Origin of the sequence: Lysinibacillus sp. AR18-8 (assembly GCF_001705465.1) — a bacterium.
Lineage (GTDB): Bacteria > Bacillota > Bacilli > Bacillales_A > Planococcaceae > Lysinibacillus > Lysinibacillus capsici.
Map to the genome: position 1 here is coordinate 189,726 of NZ_MDGU01000023.1, position 26,570 is coordinate 216,295.

Annotated in this window: 25 protein-coding genes; 20 read left to right on the plus strand and 5 right to left on the minus strand. The window is 36.0% G+C overall.

Translation table 11 applies throughout. The features are described from left to right. Positions 1–31: 31 nt before the first annotated feature. A complete protein-coding gene (locus BFM98_RS17215; RefSeq protein ID WP_066038004.1) occupies positions 32–1,192 on the minus strand; it encodes a class I SAM-dependent methyltransferase in 1,161 nt (386 codons plus the stop codon). Between the two features lie 198 nt (positions 1,193–1,390). Here BFM98_RS17215 and putP point away from each other — a divergent pair, with 198 nt between their 5' ends. The 12 genes from putP (at position 1,391) to BFM98_RS17275 (ending at position 14,934) form a co-directional block, all read left to right on the plus strand. Then, positions 1,391–2,878, plus strand: coding sequence for a sodium/proline symporter PutP (gene putP, locus BFM98_RS17220; RefSeq protein ID WP_066038005.1), 1,488 nt, complete (start codon positions 1,391–1,393; stop codon positions 2,876–2,878). A gap of 133 nt (positions 2,879–3,011) precedes the next feature. After that, positions 3,012–4,298: a GTPase HflX gene (gene hflX, locus BFM98_RS17225; RefSeq protein ID WP_066038006.1), complete on the plus strand. Its 1,287-nt coding sequence runs from the start codon at positions 3,012–3,014 to the stop codon at positions 4,296–4,298. Between the two features lie 400 nt (positions 4,299–4,698). Then, positions 4,699–6,186 (plus strand): peptide MFS transporter, encoded by a 1,488-nt coding sequence (locus BFM98_RS17230; RefSeq protein ID WP_048394189.1) that lies wholly within the window; start codon positions 4,699–4,701, stop codon positions 6,184–6,186. Positions 6,187–6,390: 204 nt separating this feature from the next. Then, positions 6,391–7,536 carry a M20 peptidase aminoacylase family protein gene (locus BFM98_RS17235; RefSeq protein ID WP_048394190.1) on the plus strand — a complete coding sequence of 382 codons (1,146 nt, stop codon included), beginning with the start codon at positions 6,391–6,393 and terminating at the stop codon, positions 7,534–7,536. Beyond that, positions 7,536–8,360, plus strand: a complete 825-nt coding sequence (locus BFM98_RS17240; RefSeq protein WP_066038007.1) for a GNAT family N-acetyltransferase — start codon at positions 7,536–7,538, stop codon at positions 8,358–8,360. Before BFM98_RS17235 ends, BFM98_RS17240 begins: the two co-directional genes overlap by 1 nt. Before the next feature lie 21 nt (positions 8,361–8,381). Beyond that, the gene (gene menC, locus BFM98_RS17245) at positions 8,382–9,488 is read left to right on the plus strand and encodes an o-succinylbenzoate synthase (RefSeq protein ID WP_066038008.1); all 1,107 of its coding nucleotides are present in this window, start codon (positions 8,382–8,384) and stop codon (positions 9,486–9,488) included. A gap of 51 nt (positions 9,489–9,539) precedes the next feature. After that, complete coding sequence (locus tag BFM98_RS17250) at positions 9,540–10,592, plus strand: YkvI family membrane protein (protein WP_054549616.1); 1,053 nt, start codon at positions 9,540–9,542, stop codon at positions 10,590–10,592. 284 nt (positions 10,593–10,876) lie between these two features. Then, the gene (locus BFM98_RS17255; protein WP_048394199.1) at positions 10,877–11,827 is read left to right on the plus strand and encodes an ABC transporter permease; all 951 of its coding nucleotides are present in this window, start codon (positions 10,877–10,879) and stop codon (positions 11,825–11,827) included. Beyond that, complete coding sequence (locus tag BFM98_RS17260) at positions 11,820–12,773, plus strand: iron chelate uptake ABC transporter family permease subunit (protein WP_004231949.1); 954 nt, start codon at positions 11,820–11,822, stop codon at positions 12,771–12,773. Before BFM98_RS17255 ends, BFM98_RS17260 begins: the two co-directional genes overlap by 8 nt. Then, on the plus strand, positions 12,770–13,531 hold the full coding sequence (locus tag BFM98_RS17265; RefSeq protein ID WP_048394201.1) for an iron ABC transporter ATP-binding protein: 762 nt from the start codon (positions 12,770–12,772) through the stop codon (positions 13,529–13,531). Before BFM98_RS17260 ends, BFM98_RS17265 begins: the two co-directional genes overlap by 4 nt. Before the next feature lie 61 nt (positions 13,532–13,592). Continuing rightward, positions 13,593–14,618 (plus strand): siderophore ABC transporter substrate-binding protein, encoded by a 1,026-nt coding sequence (locus BFM98_RS17270; RefSeq protein WP_054549615.1) that lies wholly within the window; start codon positions 13,593–13,595, stop codon positions 14,616–14,618. Between the two features lies 1 nt (position 14,619). Beyond that, positions 14,620–14,934: an antibiotic biosynthesis monooxygenase family protein gene (locus tag BFM98_RS17275; protein WP_048394205.1), complete on the plus strand. Its 315-nt coding sequence runs from the start codon at positions 14,620–14,622 to the stop codon at positions 14,932–14,934. Between the two features lie 653 nt (positions 14,935–15,587). Here BFM98_RS17275 and BFM98_RS17280 read toward each other — a convergent pair. Beyond that, positions 15,588–16,133 (minus strand): hypothetical protein, encoded by a 546-nt coding sequence (locus BFM98_RS17280; protein ID WP_066038009.1) that lies wholly within the window; start codon positions 16,131–16,133, stop codon positions 15,588–15,590. 340 nt (positions 16,134–16,473) lie between these two features. Here BFM98_RS17280 and BFM98_RS17285 point away from each other — a divergent pair, with 340 nt between their 5' ends. The 8 genes from BFM98_RS17285 (at position 16,474) to zupT (ending at position 23,594) form a co-directional block, all read left to right on the plus strand. Next, complete coding sequence (locus tag BFM98_RS17285; protein WP_066038010.1) at positions 16,474–17,376, plus strand: polyprenyl synthetase family protein; 903 nt, start codon at positions 16,474–16,476, stop codon at positions 17,374–17,376. A gap of 12 nt (positions 17,377–17,388) precedes the next feature. Further along, the gene (comX, locus tag BFM98_RS17290) at positions 17,389–17,547 is read left to right on the plus strand and encodes a competence pheromone ComX (RefSeq protein ID WP_066038011.1); all 159 of its coding nucleotides are present in this window, start codon (positions 17,389–17,391) and stop codon (positions 17,545–17,547) included. Beyond that, positions 17,538–19,841, plus strand: coding sequence for a sensor histidine kinase (locus BFM98_RS17295; RefSeq protein ID WP_254660052.1), 2,304 nt, complete (start codon positions 17,538–17,540; stop codon positions 19,839–19,841). The genes comX and BFM98_RS17295 overlap by 10 nt, the downstream gene beginning before the upstream one ends. Continuing rightward, on the plus strand, positions 19,807–20,436 hold the full coding sequence (locus tag BFM98_RS17300; protein ID WP_254660053.1) for a response regulator transcription factor: 630 nt from the start codon (positions 19,807–19,809) through the stop codon (positions 20,434–20,436). Before BFM98_RS17295 ends, BFM98_RS17300 begins: the two co-directional genes overlap by 35 nt. 426 nt (positions 20,437–20,862) lie before the next feature. After that, positions 20,863–21,762 carry a hypothetical protein gene (locus BFM98_RS17305; RefSeq protein ID WP_054549610.1) on the plus strand — a complete coding sequence of 300 codons (900 nt, stop codon included), beginning with the start codon at positions 20,863–20,865 and terminating at the stop codon, positions 21,760–21,762. A gap of 39 nt (positions 21,763–21,801) precedes the next feature. Further along, positions 21,802–21,933, plus strand: coding sequence for a hypothetical protein (locus tag BFM98_RS24460; protein ID WP_255349868.1), 132 nt, complete (start codon positions 21,802–21,804; stop codon positions 21,931–21,933). An 85-nt stretch (positions 21,934–22,018) separates the two neighbouring features. Beyond that, positions 22,019–22,627 carry a phosphatase PAP2 family protein gene (locus tag BFM98_RS17310; RefSeq protein WP_054549609.1) on the plus strand — a complete coding sequence of 203 codons (609 nt, stop codon included), beginning with the start codon at positions 22,019–22,021 and terminating at the stop codon, positions 22,625–22,627. A 157-nt stretch (positions 22,628–22,784) separates the two neighbouring features. After that, positions 22,785–23,594, plus strand: a complete 810-nt coding sequence (gene zupT / locus BFM98_RS17315) for a zinc transporter ZupT (RefSeq protein ID WP_016992734.1) — start codon at positions 22,785–22,787, stop codon at positions 23,592–23,594. A gap of 55 nt (positions 23,595–23,649) precedes the next feature. Here zupT and BFM98_RS17320 read toward each other — a convergent pair whose 3' ends face one another. The 3 genes from BFM98_RS17320 to thrC all read right to left on the minus strand — a co-directional run bounded on the left by BFM98_RS17320 (position 23,650) and on the right by thrC (position 26,399). Beyond that, positions 23,650–24,336, minus strand: a complete 687-nt coding sequence (locus tag BFM98_RS17320; protein ID WP_066038013.1) for an MtnX-like HAD-IB family phosphatase — start codon at positions 24,334–24,336, stop codon at positions 23,650–23,652. Positions 24,337–24,435: 99 nt separating this feature from the next. After that, positions 24,436–25,350 (minus strand): homoserine kinase, encoded by a 915-nt coding sequence (gene thrB, locus BFM98_RS17325; RefSeq protein WP_066038014.1) that lies wholly within the window; start codon positions 25,348–25,350, stop codon positions 24,436–24,438. Next, positions 25,347–26,399, minus strand: coding sequence for a threonine synthase (thrC, locus tag BFM98_RS17330; RefSeq protein ID WP_004231969.1), 1,053 nt, complete (start codon positions 26,397–26,399; stop codon positions 25,347–25,349). Before thrC ends, thrB begins: the two co-directional genes overlap by 4 nt. Positions 26,400–26,570: the final 171 nt, after the last annotated feature.

The following is a 26,570-nucleotide window of genomic DNA, read 5'->3' on the forward strand; positions in this document are numbered from 1 at the left end:
CCTTTTATTTGGATTGAAGTACATCTGTATGTTATAAATACTCTTTTAACTCATTCGCTAAAAATGGTGTTGCATTCAATAATTTTAAGAAGGCATCATAGCTGGCACGTTGCTCTTCATTTGGTTTTTTACCTGTTTGATAGGCTCGAATTAATATGTTTTTAGGTGTATTCTCCATATCGATAAACTCTAAAAGCTGTGCCTCATAGCCAACAAGCGATAAAATTTCAGCTCGAATAGCATCTGTAGCAAGTGCCGCAAATCGCTCTCTAACAAGTCCATGTTGCAACATAATATCGAGAGCAGGTGTATTTAGTTGACGATTTAACTCATGCTGACAGCAAGGCACACTTAGAATGACACTTGCTCCCCATTTCACAGCACGAGCCAAGGCCATATCTGTCGCTACATCACATGCATGGAGTGTCACCACCATATCCACAGCACTTTCATCATTATAATCATTGATATCTCCTACAAGAAATTCTAGCTGATCATAGCCTAGATCCTGTGCTATTCTTGAGCACTCTTCAATAACCTCTTTTTTTAAATCTAAACCAGTAACACGAATGTCTAAGCCTTTTTCAATTTTTAAATAATGATACAAAGCAAAGGTTAAGTAGGATTTTCCTGAACCAAAATCTAAAATCCTCACCTGTCGATCCTGAGGTAAATAGGTTAAGGCATCATCTATAAATTCAATGAAGCGGTTAATCTGTTTAAATTTATCATACTTTTGTTTCTTAACCTTTCCTTCTTCTGTTTGTACCCCCAGTCGAATTAAAAATGGATAGGGTTGATCATCAGATAGTAAATAATTTTTTTTACGATTATGGCTTAGATGGACTTGTTTAGGTGAAGCTGTTTTATCTGATTTCCAAAGGACTTTGTTCTTTTTTGATAATTGTACTTGTACCGTTTCATCTACGAAATCAATATGAGCTTGACGATACTCCTCAAAAAACGCGTCAAGCTTGGAAGGTAAATGAGCCAATAGAATATTTTCATGTTTTAAAATCCGTTCATATTGGTATTCAATTTGTATATGGTACTGATTTTTTAACATTAATGGTTTTAATTTTATACGTTTTATTTCATTTGATTTCATACGTGGTTGACTGATTGTAGCTGTCACAAGCTTTTGTTGCAAAATTTGCTCAGTGAGCTGAGCTTTCATTTCTTCAAATGTCATACATTTTCGCCTACTTTATTGTGTTATAGATGGCACTAGTTTAACACATTTTATAAAAGACAATGGCATCTTTGGTATTCGGAATAAATTTAATAAAAATTCCGAGTATTTATAGGTGGAATTGTATATTCGTGGTATCTTAAATACAGTAATTCTTTTTAAATTGGTGATACTAAGGATTAATAAGGAGGAGAAAATATGTCGGATAACATGTATCAATTATTAGCGATTGTTATTTATATGATCGCCATGCTAGCAATTGGCTGGTATGCATTTGTTAAAACATCTAATTTAACAGATTATATGCTTGGCGGTCGTTCCTTAGGTCCGGCGGTTACTGCGCTAAGTGCGGGTGCTGCGGATATGTCTGGCTGGCTCCTAATGGGCTTACCAGGTGCGATATTTTTATCAGGTCTTGTGGAGGCTTGGATTGCAATTGGATTAACAATAGGAGCTTACCTAAACTGGCTACTTGTGGCACCACGTTTACGGGTATATACACAGGTTACAAATGATTCCATTACTATTCCAAGTTATTTGGATAATCGATTACGTGATCATACGAAGCTTATTAGAATTGCTTCAGGTATCATCATCCTCATATTCTTTACATTTTATGTATCGTCAGGAATGGTAGCAGGGGGCAAGTTTTTCGATAGTTCATTTGGTTATGAATACCATACAGGCTTATTAATTGTGTCAGCTGTAGTTGTAGCATACACTCTTTTTGGCGGATTTTTAGCGGTAAGTTATACAGACTTCTTACAAGGTCTTATTATGTTTTTAGCACTTATTATGGTACCGCTATTTGGTTTATTTGTAACAGGTGGTATAGGTGAAACCATTTCATCTATTAAATCTGTTGATCCAGATCTTCTGAATTTATTACCAGCCACTGCGACAGCAGCAGGGATCATTTCTTCAGTTGCTTGGGGATTAGGCTATTTTGGACAGCCTCATATTATCGTCCGCTTTATGGCGATTAGTTCCGTTAAAGAAACGAAGCAAGCTCGACGCATTGGTATTGGCTGGATGATGTTAAGCTTATTTGGAGCTATTGGAACTGCCTTGGTGGGTGTAGCCTATTATCAGCAAAATGCTGGTGAGCTAAAAGACGCTGAAACAGTATTTATTGTACTTGGTCAGATTTTATTCCATCCATTTATAGCAGGTATTATGCTGGCGGCTATTTTAGCAGCTGTTATGAGTACAATTTCTTCTCAATTAATCGTAACTTCTTCAGCACTTGTAGAGGATATTTATAAAGCATTATTTAATAAAACAGCAGACGATAAGCATTACGTTTTTGTTGGGCGTATGGCTGTATTAGTTGTTGCAATTATTGCAGCAATCCTAGCGTGGAATCCAGATAGTTCTATCTTAAGCTTAGTTGGCTTTGCTTGGGCAGGATTCGGTGCAGCCTTCGGACCTGTTATTTTACTTTCTTTATATTGGAGAAAGTTAACAAACTACGGAGCACTTAGCGGAATGGTAACAGGGGCTGCAACTGCGTTTATTTGGGGTAAAGTAGATGCTTTATCAAGTGCGTTGTACGAAATTGTTCCTGGCTTCATTGTTTGTTTAATTGTTGCGGTTGTTGTCAGTATACTGACATATAAACCAAATAAAGAAATTGAAGAAGAGTTCACACGCTCAGAAGCCCTGCTAAAAGAAGAAAGAAAATAGTTGAGATGCGCCTTTCCATGAGGCGCATTTTTTAGGAAAGTTAACGATGATCTTCAAATACGAAAAAGGGTATATTATGGTAAGATGAAGAAAATTTGTCGTAGCGACACCAAGCTTTGGTGGGAGGTTTCTAATGGATAGAATTAAGGAAGTTGATGTATTAATTGAAAAGGCCATACTAGTTGGCGTGAATTTACGAAATGATGAGCACTTTGACTATTCTATGGAAGAGTTACAAAATTTAGCTGAGGCCTTGCATGTAGAAGTGGTTGGGACTGTCACGCAAAATTTGGAACGTGTGACACCTTCCCATTATGTGGGTACAGGTAAAATAGAAGAAATCAAAAATTTTTATGAAGAAGCACAAGCAAACCTCGTTATTTTTAATGATGAACTGTCTCCTTCGCAAATCCGTAATTTGGAGCGTGATTTAGCAACGAAGGTCATTGATCGAACAATGCTTATTTTAGATATTTTTGGAAGGCGCGCAAAAACACGTGAAGCCCAAATGCAGGTGGAATTAGCACAGCTTCAATATATGCTACCTCGTTTAGTGGGTTTGCATGCCTCTTTAAGCCGTCAGGGTGGAGGTACTGGGGGAGGCTTTAAAAACCGTGGTGCTGGTGAGACAAAGCTGGAATTGGATCGACGAAAAATTGAAGATCAAATTGCTAAAATTAAAAAAGATCTAGAGCACGTTAAGGAACAGAGAGAAACGCAGCGTAAACAGCGTCGTAAAAACGCTCTTCCGGTTGTATCGATTGTAGGCTATACAAATGCTGGGAAATCAACGATTATGAATCAACTGCTTACACAAATAGGACAAGAAGAGCACAAGCAAGTCTTTGAGAAGGATATGCTTTTTGCTACCCTTGAAACTTCTGTTCGTCAGATTGAACTACCTGATAAGAAGACCTTTTTACTGACAGACACTGTAGGCTTTGTTAGTAAATTACCTCACCATTTAGTGAAGGCATTTCGCTCCACTTTGGAAGAGGCGCGAGATGCGGATCTTTTACTCCACGTGGTGGATGTTTCGAATACAGAGCACGGATTTATGATGGATGTAACGAACGAAACACTTAAAGCAGTTGGTGTTGAGGACATTCCTACAATCTATGTATACAATAAAGCAGATATAGCAGATGTTCCATATCCTGTGGTAAGTGGAGATAATATTTGGATTTCAGCAAAGCAGGGGGTTGGTTTAGAAGAATTAGTACAGCTAATTCGTCAACACATCTTCTCGCATTACGTAACGTGTGAAATGTTAATACCTTATGATCATGGGAACGTTGTTTCTTATTTAAATGAGAATGCCTCTGTTTTTAATACAGCCTATGAAGAGGGTGGGACATTATTGTCTCTTGAAGTAAAAGCAGCAGATTACGCAAAGTATCAGCACTATGTAATTAATTAAAAAATGTACTTCCCAAAGCATGCCAAAAGATTTTTGGCATGCTTTTTGTGATTAGAGGGAATAGTAGAATCTAGAACAAAGGTAAAACGTGTACTCAAGAAATTGTATTAATTTTCAAATAAAGTAAGGAATCTGAATTTTAAATATTTTAGAATAATTCATTGTAAATTTAAAAATCTTTTAGGTATAAAGTGTGAGAAAACTTAGATATATCAAAGGATTTAATAATTTATCTAATAATCAATCAGAATTTATAGAAAAATGACAAATTTTCAACATTTTTTAAAACTCTTGCTAAAGTTTATAAAACGCTTTAGTATGATGAAACAAAGTTTTTTTATCCTTATATTAGGGTAGTTGTGTTTTTGTAGAATAATTTTTTATTGGGAGAGGGTATTGTATGTCTAGTAAAGATGAAGTTGTAAAATCTGTCCCACAAAATGGTTTTGTTGGACACCCTAAAGGGCTCTTTACTTTGTTTTTCACAGAATTTTGGGAACGTTTCTCGTACTATGGTATGCGAGCAATTCTTATCTTCTTTATGTATTACGAATTACATGACGGGGGCTTAGGTCTAGACCGCGGAACAGCAAACTCTATTATGGCCATCTACGGCTCGCTTGTTTATATGTCTGGAATTATAGGTGGATGGATTGCCGACCGAGTTTTAGGAACACGAAAAACCATTTTTTATGGTGGCGTGTTAATTATGATTGGTCATTTACTGCTAGCATTGCCTGGTGGTGTGAGCATGTTATTTGCTTCCATGGCATTTATCGTTATGGGTACTGGTTTATTAAAACCGAACGTTTCAAGTATTGTTGGGGACATTTATGCTGAAACAGATAGCCGTCGTGATGCAGGTTTTTCTATTTTCTATATGGGTATTAATATGGGAGCATTTATTGCACCTTTTATTGTCGGAACAATTGGACAAAAATATAGCTTCCACCTTGGCTTTGGTTTAGCGGGTCTGGGTATGTTTATTGGTTTAATTGTTTATAAATTAACAGAGAAAAAATATTTAGGCTTAGCGGGCTTACAAGTAAACAACCCATTAAAGCCTGAAGAACGTAAAAAAGTCTTTACGCAATTCGGAGTTGCAGCTTTACTTATTATCATCTTGGGTGCTATCGGTATTAAAACTGGTACTTTAACAATGAATGTATTTAGTTTAATCATCACAGCTCTAGGTGTATTAATTCCAACTGCATTCTTTATTTATATGTATCGCAGTAAAAAAACAACAAAGGATGAAAAGTCTCGTCTACTTGCTTATATTCCTTTATTTTTATCAGCTGTAATGTTCTGGGCGATTCAAGAACAAGGAGCAACTATTTTAGCTACTTATGCAGATGAGCGTACACAGCTAAGTTTTGGTGGTATTCAGCTTCAATCTTCTTGGTTCCAGTCATTGAACCCATTATTTGTTATTACAATGGCACCATTATTTGCGATGCTATGGCTTAAATGGGGAGACAAGCAGCCAACAACACCACGTAAGTTCTCATATGCATTGTTCTTTGCGGGTCTATCATTCTTAGTGATGATGATTCCAGCACACCTGTCTGGTGGAGATACATTAGTGAGTCCTTTATGGTTAGTATTGTCATTCTTCTTAGTGGTTGTTGGTGAGTTATTATTATCACCAGTTGGTCTATCTGCCACAACGAAATTGGCACCACAGGCATTCGCAGCGCAAACGATGTCTTTATGGTTTTTAACAAGTGCAGCAGCACAAGCAATTAATGCGCAATTAGTTAAGGTCTATGAAGTTGTAAGCGAATTCACATACTTTGGTTTCTTAGGTACCTTATCTATTGTAGTCGGGATTATTATATTGGTGCTTTCACCAATTATTTCAAAAGCGATGAAGGGTATTAATTAAATGAAAGATGCAAGTACAGTTATTAAAAAAACTGTACTTGCATCTTTTTTTGTATCTAAATAAAAGTCTATCTAAGAGGCTGAGAGCGAAATATATTATCATAAGTAGTTATTTTGTTGAATGTGGGTATAAGTTTCTATGTAGAAAATTATCATTTTCGTTATAATAATTTTAATAATATGAAAATTTAAGGGGTTGGAATCTATGAAGGAAGAGTTAGATTATTTGAGGCCAAGATTAATGGAGATTTTTACGTATTTACATGCAAATCCAGAAATCAGCTGGCATGAAGTAGAAACCACCAATTATATAGTGGAACTATTAACGCAGGAAGGCTTTTCCCCTAAACGATTTAAAAATTCCACAGGATTATATGTTGATGTAGGCAAAGGTAACCCCAAAGTAGGACTAAGAACAGACATAGATGCCTTATGGCAAGAAGTAGATGGTCATTTCCGTGCGAATCATTCATGTGGACATGACGGTCATATGACGATGGCCATTGGTACACTATTACTTTTAAAAGAACTACAGCAATCTATTAATGGTACAATCCGCGTTATTTTCCAACCTGCTGAAGAAAAAGGAACTGGAGCGTTATCTGTATTAGAAGAAGGTGTTATTGATGACTTAGATTATTTATTTGGTGTCCATGTAAGACCTGTTCATGAGCTAGAGGACGGCACTTATTGTGCAGCCTTATATCATGGTGCCTCTCGTTTACTTGAAGGCGAAATTATCGGAGAGGATGCTCATGCTGCAAGACCGCACCTAGGTATTAATGCCATTGAAGTAGGTGCAACAATCATCGAAGATTTGCGAACCATTCATACAGATCCTATGGTTCCTGTATCTGTAAAGATGACGAAATTCCATGCTGGGGGAGATTCGGGCAATATTATCCCAGGTAATGCCTCATTTACGATTGATATTCGTGCACAACAAAACAAGGTGATGGACGATTTAGCACAAGGCGTAAAGCGTGTGATCGATTCCTCTAAATTGTTGCATAAAGTACAAATTGAATTACGTACGGTGGCCAATATCGTAGCTGCTGAAGTTGATACAAGTGCTCAATATTTAATGGAGCAGGCAATTATACAGGCTGCTGGATTATCAAATTTAAGAAAGCCTGTTCATACACCTGGAGGAGAGGATTTTCACCATTATGCTGTACAACGGCCGCATTTAAAAACAACAATGCTGGGCTTGGGTTGTGGATTAACACCAGGCTTGCATCATCCGAAAATGAAATTTAAACAAGCAAGACTTGTCACGGGAGTGGAGATACTTACAAGAGCAGTTTTATTAGCTTTGGAGTCAGGGCATAAAAAGGAGGCGTCAGCGTAATGTTAGAGCAAGTGCGAATTCACAAAGTAACGACACCGAAAGAAATTGCAGAGATCCAAAAATTAAATGCTGAAATATGGGGCAGTCAAGCAATCCCCTCCCATCAATTACTAGCTGCTGTACAAAATGGGGGAATCGTATTAGGAGCGTATTTAGAAGAAAAGCTAATTGGCTTTAACTATTGCTTCGTTGGCTATCGGAATAGAGAAATGTACTTACATTCGCACATGATTGGTGTAGAAAAAGCATATCGTGAACAAGGTGTGGGTGAATTATTGAAGCATGCCCAACAAGAATATGCAAAAGAGCATGGTTTTCAACTTGTCCGCTGGTTAATTGACCCATTAGAGGCGCGTTTAGCGAATCTAGCATTTCTAAAACTGAACGCCACTAGTTATCAATATGAAAATGATTATTATGGTCCACTTCGAGATGACTTTAATGAAGGACTACCTTCAGATAGACTTGTCGTTGAATGGTGGATCGAGCGTGATCAAATGGCAGATAGCCTTGATGAATTAGAAGAAGTAGCACAGGAAATTGTACCTTGGACATTAACAGTAGACGGATTACCAGTTCTAGATGTAGAAAATACATTTCAGTTAAATCAATCTTTTTATAAAGATGCCTATCTTTTACCGATCCCTCAATCTCTACAGAAAATGAAAGTGGAAAGTCCAAAACTTGCAGAGGACTGGCGTTATAAAATTCGCACAATCTTAACAACATTATTTAACCAAGATTATGCCATCGTACGCATGAAGAAACATCCAGAATATGTTCATAGCTATCTGTTAGTCAGACGCTCCTTATTAGCTTTATAATAATGATAAGGAGTGAACAATGTGAGATTAGAAAAGATTACATTAAGGCATTTAAAAATGCCTATGAAAGCACCATTTACTACGAGTTTTGGCACAGTTGATGAAAAGGAAATGTTACTGATAGAAGCAAAAGATGAATCAGGGACGACGGGGTGGGGAGAAACTGTTGCTTTTGTAGCACCATGGTATACGGAAGAAACATTAAAGACAACATGGCATATGCTACAAGATTTTTTGATACCCATCTTGTTACATAAAAAGATTGGGCATCCAGATGAGGTAACCTCATTATTTGCACCTATTCGGCGAAACTGCATGGCGAAAGCTTCAATTGAGGGTGCTGTATGGGATATCTATGCTCAGCAAACAAAGCAATCACTTGCACAGGCGTTAGGTGGTCAAAAACTACGTATTGAAGTAGGAGTCAGTGTGGGTATCCAACCCTCTATCTCTCAGTTAATAGCATTAATAAAAGGTCATATTGAAAAAGGCTACAAAAGGGTGAAGATTAAGATAAAGCCTGGAGAGGATGTAGAGATAGTACAGGCAATTCGTGCGGAATTTCCAAATTTACCCTTGATGGTTGATGCAAACTCTGCTTATACATTAGAGGATATAGAAATACTACAGCAGCTTGATGATTTTAATTTATTAATGATCGAACAACCATTAGCTACTGATGATATTGTCGATCATGCAGCATTGCAGAAAAAGTTAAAAACGCCTATTTGCTTAGATGAAAGCATCACATCATATGAGGATGCCAGACGAGCAATTGAACTTGGAAGCTGTGGTGTCATAAACATCAAGATTGGACGAGTAGGTGGTTTAACGGAAGCAATACGAATACATGACCTATGTAAAGCAAACCATATTCCAGTTTGGTGTGGTGGTATGTTAGAGGCTGGAATTGGACGAGCACATAATGTTGCCTTAACGTCTCTTAGCCAATTTATTTTACCTGGCGATACAGCAGGTTCTAGTCATTATTGGTACGAGGATATCATTGATCCTGAAGTAAAAGTCAAAGATGGCTATATTGAGGTACCCCAGTCGGTAGGTATTGGTTTTAAGCCTAATATGGCTGTGATTGATAAATTAACAATTAGCAAAGAAATCTATCAATAAGGCAGTACTTAGTCGATCATTTAGTATATAGGAAAACGAGGAGAGAACTGATTGAAAAAAAGCTTGCAAATCGGTGGTGCCTATGTGGGGATTATCGTTGGAGCAGGATTTGCATCAGGGCAAGAAATTGTCCTTTATTTTACAAGCTATGGCTTTAAAGGAATATATGGAGCATTGTTAGCTATGGTTGGTTTCTCAATTGTTGGAATGTGTGTTGCTCAAGTGAGCTCTAAGCTTCGCACATCGTCCCATAAGGATTTGATTTATCAAATTTCAGGGAATACTATGGGCTTTGTCTTGGATTTAGTGCTATCACTCTTTTTATTTGGTGTAGCTGTCATCATGTTTGCTGGCGCTGGTGCAACATTTCAGCAAATGTTTGGACTGCCTATTTGGCTAGGGAGTATTTGTATGATCTTGCTTACAGTAGCCACTGTCATGATGGATGTGAAAAGCATCATTAATATCATTGCACTAGCAACCCCCTATCTACTAACCGTTGTCTCCATCATCGCTATCTATGCTATTGCAACGATGGATTTTACCTTTGCAGAGCAAGCTGTTATTGCTCAACAGGCTCAAATAAGTGAGAAAAGTTGGTGGGTAACGGCTTTATTGTACATGTCGTTCAATGTAGGGGTTAGCTTCTCTTTACTGACTGTTATGTGTGGATCCATACGCAATCATAAGGTAGCTGGCATGGGTGGTATAATTGGTGGGATTTTGTTAGGTGCTTTAATCTTACTTGTGAATTTCTCCCTTTTAGCAAAGATGAATATCATTGTTGGATTAGACATTCCGATGCTAGCGTTAGCGAATGAAATTCATCCGATTGTTGGAGTATTAATGACTATTTCTCTTTTGGGAATGATTTATAATACGGCAGTAGGGATGCTATATTCCTTTATGGTAAGGTTTTTCGAGCCTAGTAGAGCAAGCTTTAGGATTGCAGTTATATTTATAGGTGGTCTTGGTTTTCTAGCAAGTCTTGTAGGGTTTACAACGCTAGTAGCTAAACTATATGCAGTGATGGGCTATGTTGGGTTAGTATTAATCATATTCATTATTTCTGCATGGTTAAGAGGCACTAAAAAAATTATCTAATATAGAAATGGTAATTGAGGGATAGATTTTATTCTCAATTACCTTTTTATTTGGATAAAAATATTGTAGAAATAGTGAATTATTTCTGTTGATTAATTTACGGTAATGCTGATATTTCGTTAATTTGGCATATTTTTTAGTTAATCATTAATAAAACGAGAATAATTCTCATTTGCTGGTTGACTGAGAATAAAATCATGCTTATAATGGAAATCGTGAGTAATGATAATCATTTTCACTAATAAGTGAGTTACACACAAAAATGAAATCTACCGGGGATTACTATGAAAATAAGATATCTTTTAACAGCAACTGTTTTGCTGTCTATTGTGTCGCTCTTTATCGGAGTAGTAGATATTAAGCCTAGCGACCTATTAGACTTCCAATCAGAAGAAGCTAGACTATTTTTAATTAGTCGTGTACCTAGACTTGTTGCAATCTTGCTAGCGGGTGCAGGTATGAGTATTGCTGGTTTAATTATGCAAAGCTTAAGTAGGAATAAATTCGTTTCACCAACAACAGCTGGTACATTAGATGCCACACGGTTGGGTGTATTGATTTCCATGATGTTCTTTACGAACGTTACGTATTTCCAAAAAATTTCCTTCGCTTTCATATTTGCTTTAGCCGGCACATTACTATTTATGCAAATATTAAACCGAATTAAGTTTAAAGATGCGATTTTTATACCGCTTATTGGCTTAATGTTTGGGAATATTTTGTCCTCTGTTACAACATTCTTTGCATATAAGGCGAATATTATCCAAAACATTTCTGCATGGTTACAAGGAGATTTCTCATTAATCATGAAAGGCCGTTACGAACTGTTATACGTAAGTGTACCAATACTCATTTTAGCTTACATTTACGCAAATCGTTTTACAGTAGCTGGGATGGGAGAGGATTTTGCAAAAAATCTTGGTCTATCCTATAAATTTGTAGTCAATTTAGGCTTGGTGTTGGTAGCTCTTATCTCCACGACAGTGGTGTTAACAGTCGGTATCATTCCATTTCTTGGTTTGATTATTCCGAACATTATTTCTCTGTTTAAAGGTGATAATCTGGCAAAAACCTTGCCGCACACAGCATTACTTGGTATGTCATTCTTGTTATTCTGTGATATTTTAGGACGAGTACTGATTTTCCCTTATGAAATACCAATAAGTATGACTGTTGGTGTAATTGGAAGTGCCATCTTCCTATTCATGTTGTTTAGGGGGAGAGCATATGCGTAATCGTACAAAAATGTTCATTTTACTAGGTCTCGCTGTTATAGCAGTTGTCCTATATTTATTTTGGGAACTCAATGGTAATTATCACTATGCTTTTCCACGCCGTGTCATAAAGGTTGTGGCAATGGCATTAACGGGTATAGCGATTGCCTATTCAACAGTAGTTTTCCAAACAATTACACATAATCGAATTTTAACGCCAAGTGTCATGGGTTTAGATGCTTTGTATATGTTAATTCAAACATGCATCTACTTCTTCTTTGGCTCTACATCCATATTAGTTATTAATATCTACTATAATTTTACGCTTGCAATTGGAGCGATGATTCTATTCGCTTTAATTTTTTACCGAGTATTGTTTAAAGAAGGAAAGCGACCGATTTATTTTTTACTGCTTGTTGGGATGATTGTTGGTACGTTCTTAGGAAGTATTACAACGTTCTTCCAAGTATTAATAGATCCGAATGAGTTTTTAGGCTTACAAAGTAAAATGTTTGCAAGTTTCAATAATGTTAATTCAGATTTAGTTTGGCTAGCAGGCGTTATCATTTTAATAACATTTATCTACGGTGCTCGTCATATGAATCAATTAGACGTCATGTCTTTAGGACGAGACACAGCTATAAATTTAGGTGTACCTTACGATAAGCTGGTACAACGTATGTTAATTTTAGCTTCAATTTTGATTGCTGTTTCAACAGCGCTTGTTGGTCCGATCACGTTCTTTGGTTTAATCGTTGCAAATTTATCATATCAGTATTTCAGAACATACAAGCATTCCATCTTAATTACTGGCTCCTGTGTAATGAGTGTTGTAGCTTTAGTCGGTGGACAGTGGATGGTTGAACGTTTATTTAGTTTCACTACTACACTTAGTGTCATTATTAATTTTGTGGGTGGGGTTTACTTCATCTACTTATTATTAAGAGAAAGTAGGTCAGCAGGATGATACAAGTCAAAGAAATTACAAAGTTTTTTGGTAAAAAACCTGTCGTTCAAGATGTAAGTGTTGATATTGTCTCAGGAAAAATCACATCGTTTATTGGACCCAATGGTGCAGGGAAGTCCACGCTACTTTCTATGGTGAGTCGTTTACTGAATGCAGATACTGGTGAAGTACTACTCGATAAGGCAGATGTACGTAGCTGGAAATCAGATGATTTCGCTAAACGTGTATCGATTTTAAAGCAATCAAACTTTATGAATGTTCGTCTAACGATTCGTGAGCTTGTATCTTTTGGCCGTTTCCCTTACTCAAAAGGACACTTAAAACCTGAAGACGAAGAAAAAGTGGATGAAGCTATTCGCTATATGAATTTAGAAGATATGCAACATAATTATTTAGATGAGCTTTCAGGTGGTCAACGTCAGCGTGCATTTATCGCAATGGTTATTGCCCAAGATACTGAATATATCTTACTGGACGAACCATTAAATAATTTAGATATGAAGCATTCTGTCCAGATTATGAAGATTTTACGTAAGTTGGTTGATGAGTTAGGCAAAACAGTGGTTATCGTTTTACACGATATTAATTTTGCTTCTGTTTACTCTGACCATATTGTTGCATTAAAAGATGGCCGTGTTGTTAAAAATGGTCCTACAAATGACATTATTAACTCACATGCATTGAAGGAAATTTATGATATGGATATTCCTGTTCAAGAGCAGGATGGCTGTCGAATTTGTGTTTATTTTAATTCGTAAAAATAGTCCAGATGATGAACATCTAACTATCAAATCATTTAATTAAAGGAGAAATTTCACAATGAAAAAATGGAAATTACTTACAGTATTAATGGCAATGATGCTATTAGTATTAGCTGCTTGCGGTTCGAAAGATGAAGCAAAAGAAGATGATAAAGGTACTTCAACTGACAAACCAGCTGAGGAACAAAATGAAGAATCATCAGTATATCCACTAACAATTCCAGGTAGCACAGTTGAAGGTCGTGACGGTAGTACAACATTTGAAGAAGTAACACTTGATAAAATGCCAGAAAAAGTTGTCGTTTTTGATAATGGTTTCTTAGATACATTAGATGCTTTAGGCGTTAATCCTACAGCAGTGGTACAAGACTCATTACCAGCATATTTAAGCAAGTTTAAAGATAGTACTTATGTAAACGCAGGTACATTATTCGAGCCTGATTATGAAAAATTATCTGAAATTAACCCAGATATTATTTTCATCTCTGGCCGTGCTTCAGCAGCTTATGCTGAATTATCTAAAATTGCTCCTACAGTATACATTGGTGTAGATAATACTAACTTCTTAGAGTCATTCAAAGCTAATACAGAATTAGCTGGTAAAATCTTTGGTAAAGAAAAAGAAGCGGCAGATGCAATTGCTGCATATGAAGCAAAAGTAGAAGAAGTAAAAGCTAAGGCTACTGCAACAGAAGAAAAAGCGTTAATCGTTTTAGGTAGTGAAGGTTCATTATCAGTATTCGGTCCTGGTTCACGTTTCGGTGTGATTCATGATGTATATGGTGTAAAAGCTGTAGCTGAAGCTAGTGGCTTCAAAATCGAATCACATGGTGATAATGCAAGCTTTGAATTTGTACGTGAGAAAAATCCAGATATCTTATTCGTTATTGACCGTGACGCTGTTGTAAATGAAAACGGTGAATCAGGTACAAAAGCTGCAATTGAAAACGAAATTGTAAGTGCAACAAACGCTGTGAAAAACGGTAAAGTATTCTACTTAGATCCAGAAATTTGGTACCTTTCAGGTGGCGGTTTACAATCAGAAACACAAAAAGCTGAAGATGTATTAAAGGCGTTCAACTAATATGTTTGTACAAATTAAACGTATTGTTGTGACAGAAGGGAATTCGGATAAGGTTGTGGAACGTTTTGGTGCTAAGCCAAATGGTCCCTCATTACTTGAACAACAACCTGGCTACATTGATAAGCAGGTACTTGTAAAGAAAGTTCGCCGCGGTGATGAAGAAGTGCTAGTGATGGTTCGTTGGGAATCAGAAGAAGCATGGAAAAATTGGGAGAAGAGTCCTGAGCATATTGCAGGCCATAAGGCAAGTGCAGGTAAACCGAAGCCTGATCATATCATTGAAAGCGGACAAGAAGTTTATTATGTAAAAGGTTAATCATCTAAAGGTGTCTCAAGGGATTGAGACACCTTTTCTTGTTGTTGAAAAAAGAATGTCACTAGCAGAAAAAGCCCTTTTAGCAAGGTGAGGGGTTGATTTCCGTTCCGCCAGCGTCCTTTCCAGGGGGCGTCCGATGAGCCGCTTCACTCACTTGCGCTCGCTCCAGGGTCTCCTCAGTGACGCTAAATCCCCTAGGAGTGACGTTGGCTCCACTCCAATCAACCATTCTGCAAAGTGTCTTTACTTTTTTTCATAGTAGCATAACAATCAAATAGCCCATTATCTGTATTCTTAGAGGGGATAAGCTCTTATTTTCAATGTGGAGAAGTGATGCGTGACAACACCTCTTCATAAAGAGTAATGAACACCTTCACTTTATTTGAAAACCTTTGCTAAAAAGCGGTTTATAGTGGTGGGCTACTGGACTACCATAGAATAGCAAGACAGGCAAAACTTTAAACGGAGCAGTAGCGGAGGAAGCGATTCGGTGCTCTCCTACAGGAAAGCAAGTAGCCTGCAACGGAAATGCATTTTCATCTTTTATAAAAATGCTATTGATCGCTTTGTTTATCAACACTATGTAAAGATGTCGTTTTATTACTCAAAAAGCAGGTCACAATCAGTGTGACCTGCTTAGCTAGGTGTATAGGTTAATGTGTAATAGATGGTTTTCTCCATTTACTAAATGTAGAATCCATATTAAAGGAAATGGTGTTCTCATTAATGGACAAGCCTGAGATGCTGGTATTACAGAGCTCATCCAAACTATCAGAATGATTGTTATTATTAGATGCATTAGCCGCTATTACTAGCCCTCTTGCATTAATAATTGTGTCATGTGGCGTTACATACACTATAGGGGAATCTATATTTAATCCAAAAGTGAAAGGATTGACTAATGACATAGTAGAAATACTTTCGTTTGATATTCTAATAATGCCATATTGCTCAATATAATAATCTCTTTTTTGTTGAAATGTATCCTCAAATCCAGGAATATCACTAATATATTTTGAATAGGGTGAAATATTTTTATATGCAGCCAGTGTATCTTGATAGGCTTTTACTTCAGATTGAATAATAATTTGTTCAATTCGTCGTTGATCATTGCTAGGCTGTTTAATTGTAATTTCTTCAGCTGAGACAGAGATATTACATGAAAAAGTAGCCGTAAGTATGAAAACATTTTCATTCAATTTTAAGTCACTCCCAGTACAAAAAGATTTCATGTTCATCAATCTATCCTGACTTTATAAATATATTTTATTGCTAATCTAAGCGTAACATCTGTTAGAGCGCCATTTCAATGGTAAGTTTACGCCACTTTAATGGCGGTACTTGGTTCTCTACCGCCATTTTTTTAGTAATAATTAGCAAAAATCTGGCGTGATTTGTATGAATAACGCCATTTTTTGGCGGTCTCTCTCTTTATAAAGGAATTAATGGTATTTAATGTATTATATAATTGCGTGACTAGTATTAATTCCCACTAATCTATATAATATCTAGTAATACACTAGATAGGAGAGAGGACTATTGAAGGATTTAGATGTGCGCATCAATGAATCATTAGACATCCTTATAGAAAATGAGCTATTACTTGGACCAGAGCTAAAATTAATGCTAAAAAGCTTTAAAGAAGAAAAAACAACAGTAGGTTTTTCCTTTGGTAAAATGTGTTTTTGGCATTATGAAGCATTTTCAAGTAGTATAAATCCAGATATCTACAAGGTAGCTGCTGCAATTGAACTTTTAATACTGTCTTTTGATATTATTGATGATCTGCAGGATAAAGATTCAGACTATAGTTGGAACAAAACACCTGAATTATCATTAAATGTTGCTTTAGCTATGCTGGTCATGGCATCTAAAACAATAGATGAAACCTCTTTTGAACATAAAAGAGCGGCTATAAAGCTAGTTGATGAATACGCATTAAAAAGTATAAATGGACAGCAATTAGACTTACTAAATAGTTGTCGCGATGAAGATTCCTATGTAAAAATGATTACCTTGAAATCCGGCTCATTAACAGCGATGGGTTGCTTGGTTGGCGAAGTACTTGCAAAAGGAGAAATATCTCAAGAAGTAGAGGAGTATGGGAAATACATAGGGATCATCCAACAAATTAAAAATGATATTCAAAGCTTAAAGGCGTGGGGTCCTAAAAATGATCTGCTAAATAAAAGGTATTCTCTTCCTATTATTTATCTATTATCACAGAAAAATGATGTTTCAAAATCTGTTTCTAGCTATTATAATAATGATATAGTTACAGATTTGGATAATAATGCAACAGAAGACGCGTTGACAAATGGTGGGGCGATACGTTATGCCATTACCATAAAAAACGTCTATAAATTTAAAGCATTGAATTACCTGGAAAATGTAGCTATAAATCAGGTAGGTAGAGAATACCTACAAAAACTATTGAAATGAGGAGAGATAAGAATGATTAATGTAATCCAATATTTAGAGCAAAATCCAAGCCTAGTTGCACTATTAAACGATCAAAAAGCCTCATTAGTTGGAGTTTCATCTGTAGAGCAAACAGCAATTTTAGAAGCGTTTAACGGTGAAATGAATACAGAAAGTGATATTTGGAACTAAGAAAGTTGCGAAGTAAGTTGTTTTGGCCCGCTATAATTTTCTATTTAATTATTGGTTTTTATTTAAATTATGTGAATTATAGCGAGCCTTATATACAGATTGGTGTAGAAGAAGAGAATGACAAATGGGTCATTTCTCAACTTTATTATAAAGACTGGGCAGAGGGTCAAAATATTTCTGTTGGTGATGCAATTTTAACTGTAGATCATGAACCCATCAATGAATTAAATCAACTGAGATATAAATCTAAAATTTTATCAGCTAATGAAATAACAATACTGAAGCCCGATGGAGATCTAATCAATATACATATTAAGCATTTGGATATCCCTCAACAATTTATCTATGTATTAATCATTCCAGCTTGTTATTATTTATTAACATTATTTATAGCGTTTTATTTACATTTCAAACAAAGGAATACAAAATTAGCTGACTTACTAATTCTTTTTATGTTAACGGTTTCTTTGGCCTATGTAAGTAGTGGTGTCTCGGGTAGAATGGATACGATTGGCATTATCGTAAATCGAAGTAGTATGCTGTTATGTTTAGTTATACTGTTACATTTTTTGAGAAATTATTATTCATTTGTGAAAACAAATTGGGTGTTTACAAATAATATCAAGCTCTTTTATATACTTCCTTTCATAGCTTTTGTATTAGGATGTATGGGTACTATTTATCCTGCTTCAAATGATATTCTTTCCAATGTTATATTGGCTATTTTCTTTATTCTCCTAGTGATCATCCTTAGTATTTTATTAATAAGCTATTTTAAGTACAGCTCACCTCAGTTGAAGATTTTATTAAATAGTATATTAATTCCGTTTCTACCATTTCTTTTTTTATATGCACTCCCTAAAATTTTTTTTCATACGTATATACTTTCATCTGAGATAAGCTCATTATTTTTATTGCTTATACCCTTTAGCTTTATTTTTACGCAATTAGCAGAGAGATTATTTGATATTGAGTACCATATTACAAGATTACGTTATTATGTTATATTCTCTTTAATCTTTACTGTATGGTTTACAGTGGGACTATATTTTATTGCAGGGCGTTATTTAACCATGACGGTTATGTCAGGGGTATCTTTCTTTACATTTTCTTCATTAGTCATACTTTTTTACGTAAAAGAGAAGGTCGATTATCGCAAGCGGAAAATATTATTTTCCACAAAGGGTGACTATATTCATCAGCTATATACAGCCGTAGATAAAATTGGGAAAACAATTAAAATTGACGAACTTTTAGAAAAATTTGCTTATGAGGTTTCCATGCATCTGGAGTTAGAGGATGTTTTTGTCTTAACATATAACTATGACAAAAATGAATTCATACCAATAGCTGGTGAAAGTATTACGATAGATCCTGACATAATGGAAGATATCAGATTAGGTGAAATACGCAAAATTGACAAAGTTTATATAGCATTCCTCCATCAGGATGCACATTTTAAAAGAGCTTTAGTGCTAGGGCATAATAATACGATTCATTTAAAAGATGAGGAGCTTTTATGGCTTGAACTGCTCTTATTATATGTAAATAATTTTATTGAAAATACCAAGATGGTGGAAGAACTGCTAGAGGAACTAAAGCATATGAAGCAAGCTGATGATGGTCAGTTACCATGGCTGAATAAGCTATTATGGCTAAGATTTGAAGAAGAAAAATACCAGTTAGCTCAAGAGTTACATGACACCAATTTACAGGAGCAACTTCATATAGCCCGCGAGGTGGATGTCCTAGTAAATGCAAAAAATACAACGGATATTCAAGAAAAGCTTGCGAAAATTCATAAACAAATGGTTGCATCCTTACATGAATTACGTACTTATTGTGAAAACCTAAAACCACCGTTATTAGATACATTAGGTTTAAATGCAGCTTTGGAAAAATTGATTCGGAAAGTTCAAGAAAGAGCTAACTTCGTGCTTATTTACACCATTGACCGTCTTTATTTAGAGGATGAGCGTATGAATTTAATGATTTATCGTTTATTCCAAGAGTTACTTAATAATGCGTTGAAGCATTCTTATGCAGCATCAGTTGAAATTCATTTAAAAGAAATGAACGATGGTTTCGAAATCATTTATAAAGATGATGGTGTAGGCTGTAATGTAGAGGACATTATAGTAGCCGAATCAATGGGCATTCAAGGCATGCAGGAGCGTGTAAAAGCGTTTAACGGACAATTTACTATTGACTCGAATATCAATGAAGGGATGTTTATAAGAATCATGGTGAAAGAAGGGAGTGAAACACTTGATTACGATGCTCATAGTGGATGATCACCCTATAGTGTTAGAGGGAACTAAAAATTTATTTCAAGAGAATGAAGATATTATCATCGATACGGAAAGTGATGCAACTTGTGTCATTCAAAGGATAAAGAATAAACCGTACGATATCTATCTAATAGATATCAATATGCCATTAGAAAATGGAATTAACCTAGCCCGTAATATCAAGGCTATTCAGTCAAATGCTTCAGTTATTCTTTACACAGGTGATGATATTACAGATTATTATCCACTCATTTTAGAAAGAAAAATAGAAGGCATTTTAGCTAAAACAGCTTCGAAAGAGCAAATATTAAGAACAGTAAGGGCAATTGCAAACGGTGAAATTGTTTTACCTAAAAATTTCTTAGATTTTCTGGATGATAAATTTAAACTGCAAGGTGCTAAAGATATTCACTTAAATGAAAAGGAAAAGAAAATTCTAAGACTCATTGCAGAGGGCCATACAAATAAAGCTATCGCTATTGAATTAAATATTCCTCAACGTACAACGGAAAGATATTTAACTCAACTCTTTTCTTTGTTAAATGTAGATTCACGAACAGAAGCTGTAAATCTTGCAGAGAGAATGAATTTACTCTAAACTATTTCTATGTTATACTGTTGGTATATTTTTCAATTAATAGGGGGCATTATGGGAATTAAATATCCTATATATTTCCTTAGTAAAATAAAACCATATCCCTATACTAAATTACCTATAAAATATGATAGACACCGCCAAAAAAGTGGCGGTGTTTTTTTATAACCGCCAAATCACGCCAAAAATCTGTCTGAATCACGCCAGAAAATTGGCGTAAACCCGAAGTTGAAATAACGGTATAACTACTGGTACGCTTAAATTAACAGTGGTTAAGTAGATTTGCTTTAGTGAGTAAGTAATATATAAATCATTTTATTAAATAAGCAGCCTGACTATCTATGAATAAAGTAGCGTTAGTAGATTGTAGAATGTTACTAGCTAGTCAATATACTTCACCATAAAACTTTATAAAGGTAGGCGTGTATTGTGAAAGTAGAACTTGAAAATTTGTTTTCCATAGATGAAACTAGTCAAGATCAAGTTATTAACGTTTATAATCGTCATGGTATTGCTATTGGTGCGCCTGAATTGAGAAAAAGAAACTTAAAAACAAAATTTAATCCTATTTTTACATTAAATGAAGATGTAACATACGAGCAGGTAACAGCTTTATATGAGTCATTAGAGCGTGAATTTGGAATCGTTTCAATCGGAGAACGTTTTTATTTTGAATTTTCAGATTTAGAGTATGAACGAGCACCATTATTTACTTTAAATTCAACAGGTAATTCACCAGAAATGTTCTTAGAAGATAAGGGGACACTATTTTCTTTGAGTACACATTGTAAGTGTTGTGGGCTCATGGATAAAGAGCAGTTATCACCAATAGTTATCGATACAACGCAGATGAAAGATCGTCATTTAGTGCATGTAAATGGTTATTGGGTAGCTTCTGAGGAACTAGTATCATTAATGAAAAGAGAAAAACTAGAAGGCTATGAGCTTTTAGAGGTGATCCATCAAGGTCCGGAAGAAGGCAAACAGCCAGCTTTTCAAATTATTCCTATACAAATGCTCCCTGAGTGTAGTAAGGACAGGGTTAAATTATACTTTGCAACTGAGCAACCTCCGTGCAGTTGTGGTTTAAATGGTGTCATTAATGGTCCTGATATTTATCATCATGAAGATTTGGAAAACTTAAAAGGGGATGTTTTCTACTCAGCCGAGTGTAGTCATGATGGAAGATATCTATATAGAAAGACTTTGTTTAGTAAAAGATTTAGAGAAACTATTATAAAATATGGTATTTCACGTGAGGTTAGAGGAGAAAAGGATGCAAACTTTGGTCCAAAAGATTGGCTTTTTGATCCAGTGCTAATTAAGTAGTCAAATGTGGACTAGTAAAAGAATAAGGGAGTGTTTAGGATGTTTAGAAGAATACTACCTATAGTAGCCATTTTATTCATTGTTGCATTGGCCGTTTCCAATTACTTTAACAAACCAGAAGAAGAATCAGTCACTATTTATCAAGAGGTCAATGGTGTATACCTTTCTTAAAATGAAGGCCTATATTTCATTCAGAAAAGATTTATTTGTGTTATGATGTGAAGGACATAGCATGAATGTTTTTTGAGGTGAAAAAATGAAAAAATGGGCATATCCATTAGCAGTTTTAACGTTAATTGTCTTTATTGTATTAAGAGCCACTTATCAAAGCCAGCTGATGAATACATTTGATGCAAAGATGGCAGAGCTTTTTTTTGGTAATCGATTTATTGAGATTTTTCATTATATAGGTGAGCCTAAATTTGTTGTTGGTGTTGCAGTAGTTTTAATGGTGTATTTAGCTTGGAAGGAAAAAAATTATCGAGGTATGCTATTTGTTGTCCTAACTTTTGCGGCAGGCAATGTTCTGAACCAATTACTAAAAAAATGGGAGCAGCGTCCACGACCTGAAATTGAGGATCAACTGACATCCTTTAGTTTTCCATCTGGACATTCGATGACTGGTATACTTTATTTATTTACACTTGCTTATATTTTAGCGGAGAATAGTAGTAAAGGACGTAAAATCCTTCTGTGGCTTGGGGCAACAATTTTAATGGTGCTTATTGGTTTATCACGTATTGCAGGAGCTCGACATTTTGCTACAGATGTACTTGCTGGTTGGAGCATCGGCTATACTTGGTTTATCATCTGTGTCATTTGGTACGAACGTCGTAAACGTTTATTTCAATCTAATCATAAATAAAAAGACAGGCAGTATCTATTTCTATGATAGATACTGCTTTTTTACATTTTACCGAGACATTGTAAAGAATGATATTTGCCTCATAAAAAAGAATTGCGTATAGGAAACTTCTACGTTAAGATGAGTACAATAAGAAAAAGAGCAAAGGAAGAAGGGTATGGACGGAAATGTTTTACTGGCATTAGGATTAACTCTGTTTGCTGGACTTGCAACAGGTGTAGGTAGTTTAATAGCATTTTTTACATCAAGAACAAATACAAAATTTTTATCATTAGCATTGGGGTTTTCAGCAGGGGTGATGATTTATGTATCCCTTGTAGAAATATTTGTGAAAGCTAAAGATGCTTTAACCAATGCATTAGGTACAACTAATGGCTATTGGATGACAATCCTTGGATTTTTCGGTGGGATGTTGTTTATTGCCTTAATTGATAAATTCATTCCGAAGGCAACTAATCCTCATGAAGTAAAGCTGGTAGAGGATGTTAATGCCATCAAACCACAGGTTAATGAAGAACATTTGATGAAGATGGGCGTTTTTACAGCCCTGGCGATTGGCATTCATAATTTTCCTGAGGGGATCGCTACATTTATGTCAGCTATTAATGATCCGAATGTAGGAATTGCTATTGCCATTGCAGTTGCTATTCATAATATTCCAGAAGGCATTGCTGTATCTGTTCCTATTTTCTTTGCAACAGGTAATCGAAGGAAAGCCTTTAAATTATCCTTTTTATCAGGATTGGCAGAGCCTGTAGGTGCATTAGTAGCTTTTTTGCTCCTTATGCCCTTTTTAACAGATGTCATGTTTGGAATCGTTTTCGCTGGGGTTGCAGGGATAATGGTCTTTATTTCACTAGATGAATTGCTACCAGCTGCACAAAGATATGATGAAACACATTTGTCGATGTATGGTCTAGTAGGGGGAATGGCAGTCATGGCCATTAGCTTAGTATTATTAGCATAAGTAAGTAGGAAAAGGGAGACATCTTTGTAAAAGTGGCTCCTTTTTCTTTTTTCTATTAGCGTGTAACAACAGCTTTTTTTGACTCCACTAGCTCTTGTACTATTTTTAGACAATCATGAAATGTGGTAAAAGGTCTATATGGAACATGAAGCTCTTCACAGCGTTGGATAAGATGATCTCTAGCTAAAACAATATCTGCTAGTTTAGCTGCCTCAAAATCTGATAGAGAATCACCAATTACAATTTTATAATGATCCTCCTTGGCAACCTTCCGCATCACGCTTGGTTTACAGCAGCCGCATCCTTGTGTGTTGTATTTAGCGCATTCCTCATCGCAGTTATTTGGGTAGATCAATTCTATTTGTTTACCAGAGAAATCTGCTCTATTACAGTAAATGCCTGAAAAGGGGCCAAATTTTTCAACTAAAGGCTCGATGAAAAAATCAACTCCGCCACTTACAATATAAAATGGAATATCGTTGTTTTGAGCAAAGCGGGCAAAATCACCAAATCCCTCACGTATGACTGCCGACTCCATCAGGTATTGAATGACTTCATCTTTTTGATGAGTAGAAAGTAGATGAAACATTGCTGATAGCCCATCTTTAAATGAAATGGTTTGTTCCATCATCGCTTGAGCAATTTTCTCAGATTCTTCTGGTACAAATTCAGTCATAAGTGAAAAGATGTTATCTGTTTCTGTTATCGTGCCATCGAAATCACAGAATATAATGGGTTTCAAAATAATTCCTCCTTAGGAAAGCGCGTATAAAAAGTTTAATTCTATACTTCTATAATATTAGTTTTATCCAATCTTGCTTTCAAGAAAAAACGCCTACTATTAAAGTAGACGTTTCACACATTCATTGACTTGTACACCATGTTCATCAGCATTTGTTAAAATAATTTGATGCTCTGGGAATTGCTTTTTCATTAATTCAACGAAGTCAGAGGCAATAGCAGAAGGAATAATAGAAATCATTGTTGGTCCAGCGCCACTTAGAGCAGTACCATATGCACCGTTCGATTTTGCAGCCATACGAATTTCTTCATAAGCAGGAATTAGCTTTGCACGAAACGGTTCATGGAATAAATCTTCCTCCATATAACGCCCAGCACGTTCAAAATCTCGCGCCATTAAAGAAGCGGCTAACATATTTGCATTTGCTGAGGCATGAACAGCATAGGAACGGTTAAATTGCTCTGGTAAAATAGAACGGGATTCGCTTGTTTTTAATTCAACATCTGGTACATATACCACAAAGGAGGCATCGATATCATTGATGTGGAATGTATCGACTATGCCATTGTCATCCATCGAAGAAATCGTTAATCCTCCTAAAACTGAAGCAGTTGCGTTATCTGGATGTCCTTCAATTTGTGAAGATAGATTGAGTTTATCTTGAATTGTTAATTCCAGCTCACAGACTTGGTTAGCAAGCTCAATACCTGCAACAATAACTGCTGCACTGCTGCCAAGTCCACGTGCCAATGGAAGTTCACTAGCCATCTCCACACGACAAGCGGGTAGCTGTTGACCATATAGATCTGCAGTTTTTTTAGCAATGACGTATAGTAAGTGTTCTTCAAGCTCAAACTCTTTAGGACCATTATCATCAAGATGAATAATTTCCCATTGTTCTTGCAAGGTAACAGAAAGCTGTAAGTAAAGAGACAAGCCAAGTCCTATTGAATCAAAGCCTGGACCTAAGTTGGCTGTGCTTCCAGGAACTGAGATTTGCCACATTTTACTCATAGTACACCCTCAATATATGCACGAATTTCTTCTTCATCGTTTTTAAGGGATACGACCTCTACAGTGGATACATTCATGGCTGTATCAGGATCTTTCAGGCCATTCCCTGTAAAGATTGTTACAACTTTGGCGCCTTGAGGGATTTTTCCATTTGCAACAGATTTCATAACACCTGCTAAAGAAGCAGCAGAGCCAGGCTCAACAAAAATGCCTTCTGTACTTGCGATTAATTTGTAGGCTGCTACAATTTCTTCATCTGTAACAGAATCAATGATACCACCAGATTCATCTCGAGCAGCTTCTGCCAATGTCCAGCTCGCAGGATTGCCAATACGAATGGCAGTTGCCACTGTCTCAGGATTAGCAATTGGCTCACCTTTAACGATTGCTGCAGCACCTTCAGCTTCAAAGCCATACATTTTTGGTAGACCACAATTTTTTGCAGCGTGATATTCTTTAAACCCTTTCCAATATGCAGTAATATTACCTGCGTTCCCAACTGGAATACACAAATAATCAGGGGCTGAACCTAAGGCATCTACGATTTCAAACGAAGCCGTTTTTTGACCTTCGATACGGTATGGGTTTACAGAGTTAACAAGTGCTACTGGTGTCGTTTCACTTACTTGGCGAACGATATTGAGTGCATCATCAAAGTTTCCGTCAATTTCAATGATCTTTGCCCCGTACATTGTTGCCTGTGCTAGCTTTCCAAGAGCAACTTTACCTTTTGGAATAACAACGATTGATTGGATGCCTGCACGAGTTGCATAGGCAGCCGCAGCAGCGGAAGTGTTTCCTGTAGAAGCGCAAATAACGCATTGACTTCCATCCTCGATAGCTTTTGCAACAGCAAATACCATTCCTCGGTCTTTAAATGAGCCAGTTGGATTTGCACCCTCAATTTTTCCGTAAAGCTCAATGCCTAGTTTCTTAGATAAATTCACTAAATGTATAAGAGGCGTATTGCCTTCGTTTAAAGTTAAAGCAGGTGTATTTTCAGTTACGGGTAAAAATTGTTTATATTCTTCAATAAGGCCTTTCCACATAACGTAACGATCTCCTTTTGTTCTTATAGAAAGAACAGTTGTTTTTGTATAAAAGACATTTTAACGCAAATAGCACTATTATTTCAATACCATTTCATTAATTGTCGAAACAATTCGGTAATTTGAATAGTACTTGTCACTTTCTTGAAACAACTGTATAGTAATCTTATA